Annotated in this window: 14 protein-coding genes and 5 pseudogenes; 17 read left to right on the top strand and 2 right to left on the bottom strand. The window is 51.6% G+C overall.

The features are described 5' to 3' along the window. The 4 genes and pseudogenes from C7B16_RS22595 to C7B16_RS22570 all read left to right on the top strand — a co-directional run. On the top strand, positions 1-96 hold a 96-nt coding region (locus tag C7B16_RS22595), incomplete at its 5' end, for a transposase domain-containing protein (RefSeq protein ID WP_143192617.1). Continuing rightward, positions 97-405 (top strand): hypothetical protein, encoded by a 309-nt coding sequence (locus C7B16_RS22590; RefSeq protein ID WP_258182604.1) that lies wholly within the window; start codon positions 97-99, stop codon positions 403-405. A gap of 205 nt (positions 406-610) precedes the next feature. Next, positions 611-861, top strand: a pseudogene (locus C7B16_RS22585) (type II toxin-antitoxin system ParD family antitoxin). Between the two features lie 642 nt (positions 862-1,503). Continuing rightward, on the top strand, positions 1,504-2,244 hold the full coding sequence (locus tag C7B16_RS22570) for a tyrosine-type recombinase/integrase (RefSeq protein WP_001066942.1): 741 nt from the start codon (positions 1,504-1,506) through the stop codon (positions 2,242-2,244). A gap of 236 nt (positions 2,245-2,480) precedes the next feature. Here the strand turns inward: C7B16_RS22570 and C7B16_RS22565 are convergent, their stop codons facing one another. After that, positions 2,481-3,458, bottom strand: coding sequence for a RepB family plasmid replication initiator protein (locus C7B16_RS22565; RefSeq protein ID WP_000361612.1), 978 nt, complete (start codon positions 3,456-3,458; stop codon positions 2,481-2,483). An 870-nt stretch (positions 3,459-4,328) separates the two neighbouring features. On the opposite strand from C7B16_RS22565, the pseudogene C7B16_RS22555 reads away from it, so the two are divergent. From C7B16_RS22555 to C7B16_RS24905, 6 genes and pseudogenes are all read left to right on the top strand, one after another. After that, positions 4,329-4,592: pseudogene (locus tag C7B16_RS22555) on the top strand (group II intron maturase-specific domain-containing protein); the annotation flags it as partial. Positions 4,593-4,831: 239 nt separating this feature from the next. Further along, the gene (sopA, locus tag C7B16_RS22550) at positions 4,832-5,998 is read left to right on the top strand and encodes a plasmid-partitioning protein SopA (protein ID WP_107180180.1); all 1,167 of its coding nucleotides are present in this window, start codon (positions 4,832-4,834) and stop codon (positions 5,996-5,998) included. After that, positions 5,998-6,969, top strand: coding sequence for a ParB/RepB/Spo0J family plasmid partition protein (locus C7B16_RS22545; RefSeq protein WP_107180179.1), 972 nt, complete (start codon positions 5,998-6,000; stop codon positions 6,967-6,969). The genes sopA and C7B16_RS22545 overlap by 1 nt, the downstream gene beginning before the upstream one ends. Before the next feature lie 578 nt (positions 6,970-7,547). Further along, a pseudogene (locus tag C7B16_RS25095) lies at positions 7,548-8,218 on the top strand (DUF1281 domain-containing protein). Then, the gene (locus tag C7B16_RS22535; RefSeq protein ID WP_258182603.1) at positions 8,215-8,526 is read left to right on the top strand and encodes a hypothetical protein; all 312 of its coding nucleotides are present in this window, start codon (positions 8,215-8,217) and stop codon (positions 8,524-8,526) included. The pseudogene C7B16_RS25095 and the gene C7B16_RS22535 overlap by 4 nt, the downstream one beginning before the upstream one ends. Before the next feature lie 76 nt (positions 8,527-8,602). Further along, positions 8,603-8,674, top strand: a pseudogene (locus C7B16_RS24905) (adenine-specific DNA-methyltransferase); the annotation flags it as partial. A gap of 81 nt (positions 8,675-8,755) precedes the next feature. Here C7B16_RS24905 and ltrA read toward each other — a convergent pair. After that, positions 8,756-10,456 carry a group II intron reverse transcriptase/maturase gene (ltrA, locus tag C7B16_RS22530; RefSeq protein ID WP_096924477.1) on the bottom strand — a complete coding sequence of 567 codons (1,701 nt, stop codon included), beginning with the start codon at positions 10,454-10,456 and terminating at the stop codon, positions 8,756-8,758. A 621-nt stretch (positions 10,457-11,077) separates the two neighbouring features. On the opposite strand from ltrA, the pseudogene C7B16_RS22525 reads away from it, so the two are divergent. From C7B16_RS22525 to C7B16_RS22490, 7 genes and pseudogenes are all read left to right on the top strand, one after another. Next, positions 11,078-11,688: pseudogene (locus C7B16_RS22525) on the top strand (DNA methylase); the annotation flags it as partial. Continuing rightward, positions 11,689-11,910: a hypothetical protein gene (locus C7B16_RS22520; RefSeq protein WP_001104873.1), complete on the top strand. Its 222-nt coding sequence runs from the start codon at positions 11,689-11,691 to the stop codon at positions 11,908-11,910. Then, on the top strand, positions 11,840-12,358 hold the full coding sequence (locus C7B16_RS22515) for a DUF1380 family protein (protein WP_249440101.1): 519 nt from the start codon (positions 11,840-11,842) through the stop codon (positions 12,356-12,358). The genes C7B16_RS22520 and C7B16_RS22515 overlap by 71 nt, the downstream gene beginning before the upstream one ends. Positions 12,359-12,408: 50 nt before the next feature. After that, the gene (locus C7B16_RS24900) at positions 12,409-13,185 is read left to right on the top strand and encodes a hypothetical protein (RefSeq protein WP_181244202.1); all 777 of its coding nucleotides are present in this window, start codon (positions 12,409-12,411) and stop codon (positions 13,183-13,185) included. A gap of 402 nt (positions 13,186-13,587) precedes the next feature. Beyond that, positions 13,588-14,013: an antirestriction protein gene (locus C7B16_RS22500; RefSeq protein ID WP_107180177.1), complete on the top strand. Its 426-nt coding sequence runs from the start codon at positions 13,588-13,590 to the stop codon at positions 14,011-14,013. Between the two features lie 46 nt (positions 14,014-14,059). Then, a complete protein-coding gene (locus C7B16_RS22495) occupies positions 14,060-14,482 on the top strand; it encodes a DUF1380 family protein (protein WP_048827622.1) in 423 nt (140 codons plus the stop codon). Continuing rightward, on the top strand, positions 14,479-14,670 hold the full coding sequence (locus C7B16_RS22490) for a hypothetical protein (RefSeq protein ID WP_096964308.1): 192 nt from the start codon (positions 14,479-14,481) through the stop codon (positions 14,668-14,670). The genes C7B16_RS22495 and C7B16_RS22490 overlap by 4 nt, the downstream gene beginning before the upstream one ends. The last annotated feature ends 350 nt before the right edge of the window (positions 14,671-15,020 follow it).

The following is a 15,020-nucleotide window of genomic DNA, read 5'->3' as shown; positions in this document are numbered from 1 at the left end:
GCGTATCTGCGCCATATCCTGAGCGTACTGCCGGAATGGCCCTCCAACCGTGTTGACGAACTGCTGCCATGGAACGTAGTTTTCACCGATAAATAAGTGTCAATACGGCGCTCTGTTGACGCTTACCTTTTCCCCGATGCTGATAATAAGCCTAGTGACATTTTATTAATCCAGTCAAATTATGCTCTTCTGGATAAAGGTTATGGTTTTGAACGTCTACAAAATATTGCTACTTATCTTGCAAAATTTATCAATGGGTTGCAAAGTAAAATAATCATTAACATCCAAAACACTGGAGGAACTGTTGTTATTTTTAATGGTTGGTACATCGATAATAATATTTACAAAATGTCTAAAGCTGAACCTTTTTTTGTCATTGATACCGGTAAACGTTTGACAACGTAGGTGGCGTATAACTCATGATTTTTTATCTCAATAACAATTATAACATTTGGAATTGGCCTTATTCCTTTAACTATATCCAGTATTCAGATTGTCTTCACCTGCTGCATTTCGTCAGCAGTGTTGGTGAGTATAAAATATAGGTACAAGACGAGCCTTTTTTAATAATATGATTGTAATACTCAGAATTACAAACATCAGGAGTTATATGGCTGCTCTCGGGGACGAAATCCATGAATTTATAGAATCACTAATAGAATTAGGTGATTATTGTACTCAGAGTGACGTTATCCGCGAATCACTTCGTCTCCTGCGCGAGATACAGGCAGAGTTACGTATCCAGGCCAACGAGATTTACTGGCAAAAGACTTGAGCAACTGCAAGCCTGTGGCGTGGGAAAAGGATGTATCCCTGAAAAAAGTTAAAGCAGGCACGAGGGCTGCCAGTGAAAACCGTTAAACTCACACCTAAAGTTAGTCAGGAGCTGGAGGATATCTGGTATTACGGGTACCAACATTTCGGTGAAGGGCTGCTCGACATATATATTAATTAGATATCTGGCATTTTCAGATTATGAATAATAATAATATCGATACTCCCCGTCTTGAAATGGGGAATATATCTGTGCACTGCCCGTTGAAAAGCATATGCTTTATTTTATACAGACGGATACGGATATTATTATCCGTATATTTAGTCAGCAGAAGGGTGCTAGCTGTAATCTCAACTGGCAGTAGTCAGTAACCTCATTGCGCTACGTGGAAATTGGCAAAGTCACAGGGAAGTGTCTTGGTCAGAATTCACGTAGCACACCTTCCGCTTTCATCTCTCTTTCTCTGTGTTCTCAGATCTCATTCGTCCTGGCATTACCCCAATTCTCCCAAAAACGGCAAACCAGTCCTCAACCCGCGCCATGACTGGCTTAAGACGGGATCCCTGCTGCAAAACGCGCCTTTACGTATTTGGTTTTACCCGCAATAATGCGTGATAAGCAAACAAAAGGATCCGCGTGCTGCGATTTATTGTCGTGGAAGGATCCGGGCGTTCAGGTCAGAATACCTGTATCCATAAACAGTGCGTGTGCTACGTGAAAAATAACTCATGAACAATGTCATTCCCCTGCAGAATTCACCAGAACGCGTCTCCCTGTTACCCATTGCGCCGGGGGTGGATTTTGCAACAGCGCTCTCCCTGAGAAGAATGGCCACCTCCACGGGGGCCACACCGGCCTACCTGCTGGCCCCGGAAGTCAGTGCCCTTCTCTTCTATATGCCGGATCAGCGTCACCATATGCTGTTCGCCACCCTCTGGAATACCGGAATGCGTATTGGTGAAGCCCGGATGCTGACGCCGGAATCATTTGACCTGGATGGTGTAAGACCGTTTGTGCGGATCCTGTCCGAAAAAGTGCGTGCGCGACGCGGACGCCCGCCAAAAGATGAAGTGCGCCTGGTTCCGCTGACAGATATAAGCTATGTCAGGCAGATGGAAAGCTGGATGATCACCACCCGGCCCCGTCGTCGTGAACCATTATGGGCCGTGACCGACGAAACCATGCGCAACTGGCTGAAGCAGGCTGTCAGACGGGCCGAAGCTGACGGGGTACACTTTTCGATTCCGGTCACACCACACACCTTCCGGCACAGCTATATCATGCACATGCTCTATCACCGCCAGCCCCGGAAAGTCATCCAGGCACTGGCTGGTCACAGGGATCCACGTTCGATGGAAGTTTATACCAGAGTGTTTGCGCTGGATATGGCTGCCACGCTGGCAGTGCCTTTCACAGGTGACGGGCGGGATGCTGCGGAGATCCTGCGTACACTGCCTCCCCTGAGGTGACGGCATACGCGCTTCCTTATATAAGCTGTGGTGAGTAAGTCATGTTTTATGAAGGGAGCAATGCCTCAGCATCAGGTTACGGGGTGACTCACGTAAGAGACCGGCAGATGGCAGCTCAGCGACAGACAGCACTGCAGGAAACTGAATATAAACTGCAGTGAGCAGACCACTCACTGCACCTGATAATATAAGCTGTAGTCAGTAAAGGAACACTCTTCACTGACTACAGTTTATGTTCAGCGGGATTTGAAGAGTTTCTCCAGGTCATCCAGCGTGATGCCCAGTTTCTCAAGCAGGGCAAGTTTCTCCGCCATCTCCGGACTGACTTTTTCCGCAGGTGAAGGTGGCAACGGATTTTCCTTACTCTCATCATTCGGCGCTTTTAACCGGGGACGCCGGTAGTGAATGCAGAAGAGTTTTGTCCTCCCCCGCTGGATCTCCGTGTAATCAAGATATCCAATCTCGCGCAGCTGCTCCATTGCCCGTCTGACCGTCTGGTTCTGGGAAAATACAGGAGACTTCAGATTGAGGCGTGCACGCAGCCGCGCCAGCGATATCGGTGCCGGATCCCGGGGCAGGCTCTCTATAAAAGTGTAGAGTGCCTGGGCGGACTCCCGTCGCTTCAGGGCATTAATCGCCTTAAGCTGGAGAAGGACTTTTCTGTCAAACTGGTACAGTTCAAACAGGCGGGGATCGGCCTGTAACTGCACAATATCCCGCTCAGTATCGTAGTAAGCTGACTGTACCAGATGGGTGATATATTCCCGGGTGTGCTTCTCATCGGTACGGGAAAACGAAATCACGGTACCGGCAATGCGCTTCAGGGAAGGGCTGATGCGCTCACGCAGCCTGCGGGATGACTGGCTTGAAGGTATACCACACAGTTTTGCAAACTCGACAAAAGGCAGTTCAACTTTGTCACCAATCACGTTATGGCGGGCAAAGGAATGAATGATCCCCACCCAGGTCTTGAAATCGTTATCCATATCCAGGCGGGGGCCGGTGATCTCAACCTTATCGAATCCCTCAGCACGGGCCAGGGAAAGACGCGTCAGCTCTTCCGTGGCATCAGTACGTGACAGTGTATTTTTTTTACTGTTTTTCAGCGATTTAAGGGTCGGTACAAAAACGCCCAGACGCATCAGCGCCACAGGTTGTACGGTGTTGTTATTGTTTGGTGTCAGTGTCACCAGCTCACCGGACGACTTATCCACCTCGCCGAACAGTTTTTTGATGTCTGAATTTTCGTTTTCCAGAAAGCCTCCAGCCTGTGGACAGTAAAAGAATAAACAGAAAATCGGATGTCAGAACCCCGCTAACTGACTGAAGAAAAATCTGCAGCCTGTATTTAACAGCTGAGTCTGGCGTACTGACCATAGTTTATGTCATTAGCTTACTGCAGTATATGGATTACTGAATACAGCTTATCATTAGCATGTTACAGTTTATCAGTAACATGCCACAGCTTATGTGATCGTGGTCCCGCCCCATGAGTGACAAGGTTTGCAGCGATATGGGGATCTTTAATGGATCCTTTATTGATCATTCATGGATCTGTTTACTGGATCGGGCCTATGGATATGTGGATAAATCATTCCGGAAAAACAGCATACACTACCGATTATGAAGGCTTCAGGGCGTACCTGCTCACTGTGATTACAGATCCATTGCGCTTCCTCGCCGGTTCGCGGGCTTCGCCCGGTCACCGGTCTGCGGCGAGCACCGTTTTTTCTGATGTCTGTCTTTACAGGTAATTTTTGACGGAATCTGCCGTACTTCCTGAGCGCACGGTCATATCCGAAGTACACTTCATATGTGTGTTTCAATGCCAGGGATTGTATATACAAACTACAGGCAAAGTCAGGTTATCACCGGTGGTAGGCTGCTCCGATGGAAAAATTATGAACTGATTGACACCATGCCTGATAATTCTGTCGTGTTTGTCAGCGCCAGTGATATAAAACGGTCAAACATCGTGGCATGACAAAGGCGCTCGACACCGGCTCATCACCAGATGCGTTGGAGGCCAGGGCATGAGCCAGATTGCCGAACAGATGCGGATATACCTTTGAGGCTGGAAGTCCTACTTCCGGCTGGCACAAACCCCGAAGATATTCAAAGATCTGGACTCGTGGATACGTCACCTACTCCGAGCTTTCCAGCTTAAGCATTGGCGCACGGGAACGACTGTCTATAATCGCCTCCGCAATCTCGGGGCTACCTATGAGCAGGCCGCAGGACTTATGGCAGGAGGCGAGGGGCACTGGTGGAAACACAGCGAAGCTGGACTGAACCGTATACTTACAGTCTACTACTTTGATGCTTTAGGCTTCCCTGGACTCGCATAACCTCAACTTCTCGAACCGCCCAGTGCGAACCCACATACTGGGTGGTGTGGCAGGGGCGCAGCCTTGTGCTGCCCCCTATGCCAATCGATAAAGTATGTTCTTCTTATATTTTTTGTTTTGTTGCTCTCATTTTAAAGGACTTTGCGGTTTTTTGATAGCTTTGCAATTTTTTTGTTGCTTTGCAATAAAATGCAAGATTTAATAAAAACTTGCAAAGTGATGATTAAAGGATGTTCAGAATGAGACTCATGGAAACACTTAACCAGTGCATAAACGCTGGTCATGAAATGACGAAGGCTATCGCCATTGCTCAGTTTAATGATGACAGTCCGGAAGCGAGAAAAATCACCCGACGCTGGAGAATAGGCGAAGCAGCGGATTTAGTTGGGGTTTCTCCTCAGGCTATCAGGGATGCTGAGAAAGCAGGCCGGCTACCGCACCCGGATATGGAAATACGAGGACGGGTTGAGCAACGTGTTGGTTATACAATTGAACAAATTAATCATATGCGTGACGTGTTTGGTACGCGACTGCGACGCGCTGAAGACGTATTTCCGCCGGTGATCGGAGTTGCTGCTCATAAAGGGGGCGTTTACAAAACCTCTGTTTCTGTTCATCTTGCTCAGGATCTGGCTCTGAAGGGACTACGTGTTCTGCTCGTGGAAGGTAACGACCCCCAGGGAACAGCATCGATGTATCACGGCTGGGTGCCAGATCTTCATATTCATGCAGAGGATACTCTCCTTCCCTTCTATCTTGGGGAAAAGGACGATGTCACTTATGCAATAAAGCCGACTTGCTGGCCTGGGCTTGACGTTATTCCTTCTTGTTTAGCTCTGCACCGCATTGAAACTGAGTTAATGGGCAAATTTGATGAAGGTAAATTGCCCACCGATCCACACCTAATGCTCCGACTGGCCATTGAAACCGTCGCTCATGACTATGATGTCATTGTCATTGACAGCGCGCCTAACCTGGGGATCGGCACGATTAATGTCGTATGTGCTGCTGATGTGTTGATTGTCCCCACGCCTGCTGAGTTGTTCGACTACACTTCCGCTCTTCAGTTTTTCGATATGCTTCGTGATCTGCTCAAGAACGTAGATCTTAAAGGGTTCGAGCCTGATGTACGTATTTTGCTTACCAAATACAGTAATAGTAATGGTTCTCAGTCCCCGTGGATGGAGGAGCAAATTAGGGACGCCTGGGGAAGCATGGTTCTAAAAAATGTTGTTCGTGAAACGGATGAAGTTGGTAAAGGTCAGATCCGGATGAGAACTGTTTTTGAACAGGCTATTGATCAACGCTCTTCAACAGGTGCCTGGAGAAATGCTCTTTCTATCTGGGAACCTGTCTGCAATGAAATTTTCGATCGTTTGATTAAACCACGCTGGGAGATTAGATAATGAAGCGTGCGCCTGTAATTCCAAAACATACGCTTAAGACTCAACCGCTTGAGGATACTTCGTCATCGGCACCAGCTGCACCGATGGTGGATTCGTTAATTGCGCGCGTTGGAGCTATGGCTCGTGGTAATGCTATTACTTTACCTGTATGTGGTCGGGACGTGAAATTTACCCTTGAGGTGCTCCGGGGAGATAGTGTTGAGAAGACCTCTCGGGTATGGTCAGGTAATGAACGTGACCAGGAACTGCTTACCGAAGACGCCCTGGATGATCTTATCCCTTCTTTTCTACTGACAGGTCAGCAGACACCAGCATTTGGTCGAAGAGTGTCTGGGGTCATAGAAATTGCCGATGGGAGCCGCCGTCGTAAAGCTGCTGCACTTACAGAAAGTGATTATCGAGTTCTGGTTGGCGAGCTGGATGATGAGCAGATGGCTGCATTGTCCAGATTGGGTAATGATTATCGCCCAACAAGTGCTTATGAACGTGGGCAGCGTTATGCAAGCCGATTGCAGAATGAATTTGCTGGAAATATTTCTGCGCTGGCAGATGCGGAAAATATTTCACGTAAGATTATTACCCGCTGTATCAACACAGCTAAACTGCCTAAATCAGTTGTTGCTCTTTTTTCTCATCCCGGTGAACTATCTGCCCGGTCAGGTGATGCACTTCAAAGAGCTTTTACAGATAAAGAAGAATTACTTAAGCAGCAGACATCTAACCTTCACGAGCAGAAAAAAGCAGGGGTGATATTTGAAGCTGAAGAAGTCATCACTCTTTTAACGTCTGTGCTTAAAACGTCATCTGCCTCAAGAATTAGCTTAAGCTCACGACATCAGTTTGCTCCTGGAGCGACAGTGTTGTACAAGGGCGATAAAATGGTGCTAAACCTAGATAGATCTCGTGTTCCAACTGAGTGTATAGAGAAAATTGAAGCCATTCTTAAGGAACTTGAAAAAACGGCACTTTGATGCGGCACGTTTTAGTCTACATTTATCTGTCTTTACTTAATTTCCTTTAGCACAGGCTAGAAAACATAACTAACTGGTCTGAATATTATATATGGGACCACGGTCCCATTCATATTGTTGATCTGATAATCAGTCTAGGAGCACGATCCCACTCGTATTGTTGGTCGGATAATCAGTCTGGGACCACGGTCCCACTCGTATTGTTGGTCGGATAATCAGTCTGGGACCACGGTCTCACTCATATTGTCGGTCTGATTATCGGTCTGGGACCACGGTCCCACTCGTATTGTTGGTCGGATAATCAGTCTGGGACCACGGTCCCACTCGTATCGTCGGTCGGATAATCAGTCTGGGACCATGGTCCCACTTGTATTGTCGATCAGGTTATCAGCGTGAGACTACAATTCCATTAATGCCTGTCAAGAACAACTATTGACATATCGTTTCAACCCGTAGAACGGAGTAGTCTCGGCGTGCGGCTGTATGGCTACTGTGTCCAGCTTATCCACAGCATTTTTCGCACGGTTCTGTGGACAAAATACCTAGTTACCTAGGCCGCATGTAAGAGGAGAATTCCCATGCAAAACTGGTGCGCCACAGATGAAGGTATTCAGCTGTTTGTGGTCGGAAGTGCCGGACTTCTGCTGACCACTGAAGATATCCGCTCTGAACAGTGCCACGGACTGAAGGCTGCCGGACGTGGCGTTGTATCGCCGGAGAATATCGCGTTCACCCGCTGGCTAATGCACCTGCAGAACGGTGTGCTACTGGATGAGCAAAACTGCCTGATGCTGCATGAACTCTGGCTGCAGAGTGGTACTGGACAGTGTCGCTGGGAAGGATTACCGGATGATGCCAGGGAAACCATCACCGTGCATTTCACCGCAAAAAGAGGTGACTGGTGTGGCTTCTGGACTAACGAGAATGTATCGGTGTGGTGGAACCGTCTATGTGACAACGTACTAGCGGAAAAACTATGCCGTTTGACCTGTTGACGGTTCTGCTCATCCGCCTGGATGTTGAAGTGAACGGCTTTAACGGTGGTGTTCTGAAAGATGTCCCCTCTGCATATCACTGGTATGCAGAACAGGGCTGTGATTTCTGTGGCTGGCAGTTGTATTAGCGTGGAGAGCTCGTTGATGTGCTGTGGGGGAAACTTGAATGGTCTTCCCCGACAGATGACGATGAGCTGCCGGAAGTCACCGGACCTGCGTGGATAGTCGACAATGTGGCGCATTATGGCGGATGAAGTATGACGGAGACGGGCGGGCAACCGCCCGTTTCTTTTCCGGTAAAGGATGTCGCCGTGCTCCTCTTTTTACTGCGCCGGCTGACGCGGCGCGGCAGGAACGCTGCCTGTGGTCAGTGTCCCGCGTCCGGCGGGCACGGGACGGGCGCTTTTACCGCTCCCGGCTGGCGTCGGTGACAGTGTACGCCAGCCCGTCGCCCTTTTCTGATGAACGCCCTTCAAGCCGCTTTCGCGGCATATCCTCGCCGTCAGAAAGACGACGGCTGCGGTATTCCACGGTCGGCCTGACCCGTTACCGGACGCGGTGAACAGCCCACAGGCAGTGGGGAACGGGCACCACAGGGGCGCCCTCCCGGTGCCCTCTGTAAGAGAAGGAGTGCTGTTATGTCCCGTTTTATCCAGGGTGACTGCGTGCGTGTTATGGCCACGTTTCCGGGCAATGCTGTCGATTTCATGTCGGGTAGCAGCTGCACATTGCTGTGCAGCTGCCCCCTAAGAACCGTACGTGCCGGTTTCCCGGCATACGGCTCAAGCCTTTCAATAACTCCACATTAGAGCCGGCTTCATAACAGATATTCCCTGATGTTTTGCAGTGTGATGACATGCCGGATGTAACATGGCCAGATTACCTGTGTTATCCAGTCCCCCTTCTGATTTCGGCACAATGTGTCGAAGTTGCCAGCCTGTTGTGGAGTTCACTGGCAGGCGGCAGACGGGGCATAGACCTCCCTGTCGGAGCCACAGATTTCTTAAGCGAGAGTAGCCCCGTATGGATTCCAGCATCGTAGCCTTTAGCCGTGCTTCAAAGTACGATTCGTAGCTGGGATCAAAAGGATTAGCAGTGCTTTTGATTTGTCTGTGTCTTTTGATTGGCATATCCGAGATTTCATATAACGCCAGTAATTCACGTTTGCCTGATGGCAGGATCTTCCCTGTCTCTGTGCCGAATACCCAGTGTCGGAAGTTAACTGAACGAAAGTATTTCCTTCTTATCCAGCCCGTTCCTTTCTTTGGGTGGCGGCGACATGCCCAGCGCCATAGTGCTTTCCATATTTCATGACTGACTTTGTGAAAGATCTTTTTTGAAACAACATGACGATAGTATCTGGCCCAGCCTTTGAGGATTGGGTTGAGATGCCATATCAATGTGCTCTGGCTGACTGTCGGATTGTCTTTTATCGTCTGACGGACCCTTTTCAGGAATTCCTTTACCTTTTGGGGCGAAGGTTTAATCAACAGTTTCCCATTATATTTACGGATGTTCATACCCAGAAAGTCGAATCCATCACTGATGTGTGTGATTCGCGTCTTTTCTGGTGAGAGGGTAAGTCCCCTATCTGCCAGAAAGTTTTCTAACAAGGGAAGAACCTTTTCTGACAGAGTATCGTGGCTTATCCCCGTGATCACAAAATCGTCCGCATAACGGATTATGTTGATCTTTTCAGGATTCAGTCCGCTTCGATAGAAGGTTTTCTTCAACAGAGGTTGCAGACCATCCAGAACCATGTTTGCCAGCGTTGGAGATATTATTCCGCCCTGTGGAGTACCTGCACTGGTTGGATATAATTTCCCCAAATCAATATATCCGGCTTTCAGCCATCGTTTCAGGATCGCCGTATCCGTTGGGATATTGGCGATTAGCCATTCATGTGAAATCTCATCAAAACAACTGCGAATGTCGGCTTCCAGAATCCATTGTGCCCGATCAGCCCTGTGCAACGTTGTGAAACATTGCTCAATGGCATCGGCTGTTGAGCGACAGGGCCTGAACCCAAACGAATTTGGGTCAGCCGTTGTTTCTGCAATAGGTTCCAGCGCCATCAGATAGAGTGCCTGCATGGCTCTATCTTTCATTGTCGGGATCCCCAATGGTCGCTTTTTGCCGTTAGATTTTGGGATATATATACGCCGTAGCGGAAGAGGTTTGTAACCCCTTCTTTTTAGTGTGTATATAGCCTTCATCTTGCTGCCGGGTTTTGACCATGTTTTTCCATCAACGCCCGGTGTTCTCTTCCCTCTGTTATCTGTCACTTGTTTAACTGCCATTGCTCTGGCGCTGAACGAGTGGGTGAGTAGCCATTGCAAGGCTTTTACCTTGCCCGCTTTCTCCTCCTGTGTTGCCTTCACGATACGCGCCTGCAGCCTTCTGACCTCGCGACGGCACCTGGCCCAGTTGATATTGTGCCAGTGAGTCACGATGTCGGTGGGTGCACCCGCGTTTATGTTTTTCGCAGTCATCTGCTTACCCTCCTTCAAAGGTATTCAGGTTATCTCGTGTTGAAAGACCATGCGGAAGTCTGCCCGCTTTCGCGTGGAATGATGTTGCTGAAACAGCTCAATTCCTGTCCATCCCATTACAGGATGGCATTCGCTTTCTCCGCACTCCTGTACCCGCATCACTGACAGCTTTCCTCGCGGTTAGCCTGCCCTGAGGGCAGTGATACGGGCTTACCGTGTTCCGCACAGTTTGCAAGGATGGGTTAGGTTCTGCCTATCCACCGGTAGCTTTGATGTCCGTGCCCTCCCAGTGAGAAAAGGAAGGTCCAGCTACGTCCCCATTTTGGGTCGGGCCTGTCAGTGCCTTTGGCCCGTTCGGGATTGACGATGTTTATCAGCAGTTCACATGTGTTAACCCTGCCATCCAGCCTTGCGCCCCATCCGCCCTGACACTGGCAGACATGTTTCCTCCTCACGGATTCCACATGGCGTGAAAACCGGGCTACGTTGTCCCGAAGGCTTCATACCGAACCGTTACCCGTTCCGCATGCTTCGGTAGGCTACAGGCGACGGAACGCCTGGTTTTACTACTTCATTCACATAAAGTTAAAACAACAAACTGTGCGACTTTCACGTCGCACCCTCACCGACCCGCCATATCTCGTCGGTTTCCGTGACCGTCAGGGGCGTACCATCGCCGGCGATAAAACCGATGAATGGCTGCAACCGGCCTGTAATGAAATGTACCGCGTGCTGAAAAAAGATGCGCTGATGGTGAGCTTCTATGGCTGGAACCGCGTCGATCGCTTTATGGCCGCCTGGAAAAATGCGGGATTCAGCGGGTTGGCCACCTGGTGTTTACCAAAACCTACACATCGAAGGCCGCATATGTGGGCTATCGCCACGAATGCGCTTACATCCTGGCAAAAGGGCGTCCGGCGCTGCCTCAGAAGCCATTGCCCGACGTGCTGGGCTGGAAATATTCAGGCAATCGTCATCACCCGACGGAAAAGCCTGTTACCAGCCTGCAACCACTGATTGAGAGCTTCACACATCCGAACGCGATTGTGCTGGACCCCTTTGCAGGCAGCGGCTCAACCTGTGTGGCCGCCCTTCAGTCCGGACGCCGGTATATCGGTATCGAGCTGCTTGAACAGTATCACCGTGCCGGACAGCAACGACTGGCCGCCGTGCAACGGGCCATGCAGCAGGGGGCCGCGAATGATAACTGGTTTGAACCGGAGGCTGCGTAAATGAACTATGCCGGACACGAAAAACTTCGCGCCGACGTGGCGGAAGTGGCCAACACCATGTGTGACCTTCGGGCCAGGCTGAACGATATGGAGCATCGCTGTCGCTTTGATTCCGATGTGCTTGTTGAACGCCTGACACGCCAGACGCTGTATCGCGCCAATCGCCTGTTTATGGAGGCGTATACCGAAATTCTGGAACTGGATTCCTGCTTCAAAGATTGAGAAGGAGACGAGAATGTACGGAACATGCGAAACGCTATGCCGGGAGCTGGCAGCAAAGTATCCGGGAGATGCGCCGCTGATGCTGGTTATCTGGTCCCCGGAAGAAATTCAGGCCCTCGCTGACGGAATGGATATTTCCCTGTCCGATCATGAAATCAGGACCGTCCTGGCGCGGCTGGAGGACATCCCGGAAGACCAGCGGAGTGAATCCGGTATTTCTTCCGCCGCTGCGATGGAGATTATCAGCAACGTGAGCGAAAACCGCCAGGTGACCGTCCCTGCTGAACTGCTGGCGTCCCTGATTCAGACCGCCGAACAGGCACTGTGGAAACGTGAGTGGGCCGCCCGTGATAACGGCCTCGCCGTCCCGGAATGCGTCACCCGCCGACAGGCGGTGGTTAATCAGGCCCGAGCCCTGCTGAAAAACAACACACACGAAAACGACTGATGTTATCGCCGCCTGCCCTGCGGGCGGCGATACAGGGAGAACGCTTAATCATGAACGAAAACAGCACGCTGAACGCACTGATTTGTCGTCACGCCCGCAACCTGCTGCTGGCGCAGGGCTGGCCGGAAGAGACGGATGTTGACCAGCGAAATCCGAACTATCCGGGCTGGATCAGCATTTACGTGCGGCTGGATGCGCCCCGGCTGGCGACGTTACTCGTTAACCGCCACGATGGCGTGCTGCCGCCGCACCTGGCCTCCGCCATTCAGAAACTGACCGGAACCGGGGCGGAACTGGTACTGTCCGGCAGTCAGTGGCAGTCGCTGCCGGTACTTCCGGCAGACGGAACGCAGGTGTCTTTCCCGTATGCCGGAGAATGGCTGACCGAAGACGAAATCAGGGCAGTTCTTGATGCGGTGCACGATGCGGTACGAAGCATCTGTTACCAGGTGGCAGAAGATGCGCGGCGTATCCGGGCGGCGCTGACCACCACCGGTCAGACGTTGCTGATCCGCCAGACGCGCCGCTTTCGCCTGGTCGTGAAGGAAAGCGATCACCCCTGCTGGCTCGATGAAGATGACGAAAACCTGCCCGTGGTGCTCGATGCCATCGTGAACCGGGGAGCACGTTTTTCGTCGGTGGAAATGTACCTGGTCAGCGATTGTATTGAGCATATCCTGTCCAGTGGGCTGGCCTGCGATGTGCTGCGTATGCCGGGCGAACCGCCCCGCCGCTGGTTTGATCGTGGTGTTCTGCGGGAGGTGGTCCGGGAAGCCCGGACTGAAATCCGCAGCATGGCGGATGCCCTGGCAAAAATCAGGGGCTGATGATGGCGGGGAAAATCCCCGCCTTTTTCCTGCCGGTCCCCGGACAGAGCACAAAGGAAGTCGCCGCCGCCGACCATGCGGGGCATGGCCTTGTGGGGTTTCAGTTATGTGGCTTCAGCGCCGTGTGCGGGCGGTGCCGTGCCTCCATCTTAGCCGGGCTGGCGTTGATGCAAGGGTACGCTTCGCCGCTGCGGTCACCCGGTCCCTCCTTCCCGTCTGCCGTGATTTTCCGGTCGTTCACCCGCTCAGGTTTCGCGGTCTCACCCTCCAACTCCCGCCAGCCGTGTGCGTCAGGCTGCGGCTTCCCTTGCGCCCTGTGCATCCCCGCCTTATCGCCCGGCTTTTATGGAGGCACGGCACCGCCCGGTGTCGCGGAATATGTGAACAACGGAGGAAAACATCATGCAATATGCGAAACCTGTCACTCTGAACGTTGAAGAGTGCGACCGTCTCTCCTTTCTGCCTTACCTGTTTGGCCAGGATTTTCTGTATGCCGAGGCGTCTGTATACGCGCTGGCGCAAAAAATGATGCCGGAATATCAGGGAGGCTTCTGGCACTTCATCCGCCTGCCGGACGGTGGCGGTTACATGATGCCGGATGGCGACCGTTTCCACATGGTGAACGGTGCAAACTGGTTTGACCGTACCGTGAGTGCTGATGCCGCAGGCATCATCCTGACCTCCCTTGTGATTAACCGCCAGTTGTGGCTGTACCACGACAGCGGGGATGCAGGACTGACCCAGCTTTACCGGATGCGCGATGCGCAGTTGTGGCGTCACATCGAATTTCACCCCGAATGCAACGCGATTTACGCGGCTCTGGACTGATTAACGGAAGGGGCGGCAATGCCGCCCCTGCAAAGGAGACGAGAACATGTACTGTACTGTTAAAGAAATCATCCGCGATGTACTGGATACAGACGTGCCGGACAGTGAATGCGTTTTTGCCGTGGTGCTGACCCGTGGGGATGTGCGCCACATAGCCCAGGACTGGAACCTGTCAGACGATGAGCTGGAAACCGTCATGCAGCGGCTGGACGATGCCTTTGAGCATGGTGCGGATGTCAGCATTGTTCACGACGTTGTTCGTGAGCTGATGGAAGAAAAGCGCGCCAGCCGTCAGGTGACAGTTCCGGCGGTGATGCTGGAAAAAGTGATGGCGCTGGCAGGCAGTGAAATGAAGCGCCTGTATGCCGTCGGGAGTGAGAACGGGGGCGACGGTGACGCATTCGTCAGGGAGGAACGCGAAGCAATGGACGTTGTGTTACAGGCGCTGGACGGGGAGCACATGTCATGAATATCAGCACGGAAACCCGCGAAATTCTGCGTAAATACAAAGCCGTGATTAATGCGCGGCGTCGTGAAATGGGGCAGAAACCGCTCACCACCGCACAGATTGTTGATGAAATCTGCGATTTTGTGGCGAATCAGCAGGCTGTTTTCCTCGGTGGTCACTACATCCTTCAGGGCAGCAGAAACAGGTGATACAGGGGCAGGCGGTGGAGGCCGCCTGTCAGCCCGCGCGAAAACCCCTGGCAGGCTGACGCCTGCCGGAAGGGAAGCGGGCCACGCTGGCGCGTCGCCCGTTACCCTTCCCGTCTGTGATGTGTCTGACTCAGGAGTGTTTCTTTCTTATGTTATGGAACTGTTCCTGATGTTGTTGTTCCTTTATCTGCTGCTCTGATTCTGACTACTGCAGTGTTGTTCTGTCTGCCGGGCGCACCTTCGGCTCCCGGCTGCCTGGCGGCATCCGGTCGTCAGGCCCGACTCCGACAGGCAGCTGCTGGCGCACCTGCCAGTCTCCGCCGAACCCGCTGGCGCGGTTTCGGGCTGTC

This window comes from Escherichia sp. 20412-1 (assembly GCF_003027595.1).
GTDB classification, from domain to species: Bacteria; Pseudomonadota; Gammaproteobacteria; order Enterobacterales; family Enterobacteriaceae; genus Escherichia; species Escherichia marmotae.
This window is presented reverse-complemented; position numbering and strand designations above follow the sequence as displayed.

Excerpts from the sequence above, each read along its gene's own strand:
- C7B16_RS22570 (WP_001066942.1), top strand. The coding sequence starts at position 1,504 with ATGAACAATGTCATTCCCCTGCAGAATTCACCAGAACGCGTCTCCCTG.
- sopA (WP_107180180.1), top strand. The coding sequence starts at position 4,832 with ATGAGACTCATGGAAACACTTAACCAGTGCATAAACGCTGGTCATGAA.
- C7B16_RS22545 (WP_107180179.1), top strand. The coding sequence starts at position 5,998 with ATGAAGCGTGCGCCTGTAATTCCAAAACATACGCTTAAGACTCAACCG.
- C7B16_RS22535 (WP_258182603.1), top strand. The coding sequence starts at position 8,215 with ATGAAGTATGACGGAGACGGGCGGGCAACCGCCCGTTTCTTTTCCGGT.
- ltrA (WP_096924477.1), bottom strand. The coding sequence starts at position 10,456 with ATGACTGCGAAAAACATAAACGCGGGTGCACCCACCGACATCGTGACT.
- C7B16_RS22520 (WP_001104873.1), top strand. The coding sequence starts at position 11,689 with ATGAACTATGCCGGACACGAAAAACTTCGCGCCGACGTGGCGGAAGTG.
- C7B16_RS24900 (WP_181244202.1), top strand. The coding sequence starts at position 12,409 with ATGAACGAAAACAGCACGCTGAACGCACTGATTTGTCGTCACGCCCGC.
- C7B16_RS22500 (WP_107180177.1), top strand. The coding sequence starts at position 13,588 with ATGCAATATGCGAAACCTGTCACTCTGAACGTTGAAGAGTGCGACCGT.
- C7B16_RS22495 (WP_048827622.1), top strand. The coding sequence starts at position 14,060 with ATGTACTGTACTGTTAAAGAAATCATCCGCGATGTACTGGATACAGAC.
- C7B16_RS22490 (WP_096964308.1), top strand. The coding sequence starts at position 14,479 with ATGAATATCAGCACGGAAACCCGCGAAATTCTGCGTAAATACAAAGCC.